Origin of the sequence: Cellulomonas sp. B6 (assembly GCF_001462455.1) — a bacterium.
In the GTDB taxonomy this organism is placed as follows: Bacteria; Actinomycetota; Actinomycetes; order Actinomycetales; family Cellulomonadaceae; genus Cellulomonas.
Map to the genome: position 1 here is coordinate 1 of NZ_LNTD01000246.1, position 1,250 is coordinate 1,250.

Here is a 1,250-nt window from a genome sequence, read left to right on the forward strand (position 1 = left end):
CCAGGCGGCCGCCACCCCGGACTGGCTGCACACGCGCGGCAACCAGATCGTCGACGCCTCCGGCAAGGAGGTCTGGCTGACCGGCGTGAACTGGTTCGGCTTCAACGCCTCCGAGCGCGTGTTCCACGGCCTGTGGTCGGCCAACATGCGCACGCTGACCAAGGGCATCGCCGACCGCGGCATGAACGTCGTCCGGGTGCCGATCTCGACGCAGCTGCTGCTGGAGTGGAAGGCGGGGACGTTCCAGAAGCCGAACGTGAACGAGTACGCCAACCCCGAGCTCGCGGGCCTCAACAGCCTGCAGATCTTCGAGAAGTGGCTCGACATGTGCGAGGAGTACGGCCTCAAGGTCTTCCTCGACGTGCACAGCGCCGAGGCCGACAACTCCGGCCACGTCCACCCCGTGTGGTGGAAGGGCGACATCACCACCGAGGACGTGTACACCGGGTGGGAGTGGGCCGCGACGCGGTGGAAGGACGACGACACGATCGTCGGCGCGGACATCAAGAACGAGCCGCACGGCACGCAGGGGTCGACCGAGCGCGCCAAGTGGGACGGGTCGACCGACAAAGACAACTTCAAGCACTTCGCGCAGACCGCGTCGCGCAAGGTGCTCGCGATCAACCCGAACTGGCTGGTCTTCATCGAGGGCGTCGAGGTCTACCCCAAGCCGGGTGTGCCGTGGACGTCCACCGGCCTGACGGACTACTACGGCACGTGGTGGGGCGGGAACCTGCGCGGCGTGCGGGACTTCCCCATCGACCTCGGGGCGAACCAGGACCAGCTCGTGTACTCGCCGCACGACTACGGACCGCTCGTCTACGACCAGAAGTGGTTCGCGGGCGACTTCGACCGCGCGAGCCTCGAGCGCGACGTGTGGGACCCGAACTGGTTGTACCTGCACAAGGAGAACACCGCGCCGCTGCTCATCGGCGAGTGGGGCGGGTTCATGGACGGTGGTCGCAACGAGCGGTGGATGGTCGCGCTGCGCGACCTGATCGCCGACCGTCGCCTGAGCCACACGTTCTGGGTCCTCAACCCGAACTCGGGGGACACCGGTGGTCTGCTGGGCTACGACTGGGCCACGTGGGACGAGGAGAAGTACGCGCTGCTGAAGCCTGCGCTGTGGCAGCAGGGCGGCAAGTTCGTCGGGCTCGACCACGACGTCCCGCTCGGCGGCGTGGGCAGCACGACGGGCATCTCGTTGTCGCAGGCCACCGGCACGACGCCGAGCCCGACCGCGACCCCGA

Annotated in this window: 1 protein-coding gene; it reads left to right on the forward strand. The window is 67.9% G+C overall.

Features of this window, described 5'->3' with window-relative positions; all coding sequences use genetic code 11:
* Positions 1–1,250, forward strand: a 1,250-nt coding sequence (locus ATM99_RS17450; protein ID WP_062104075.1) for a glycoside hydrolase family 5 protein, incomplete at both ends; no start/stop codon positions are given.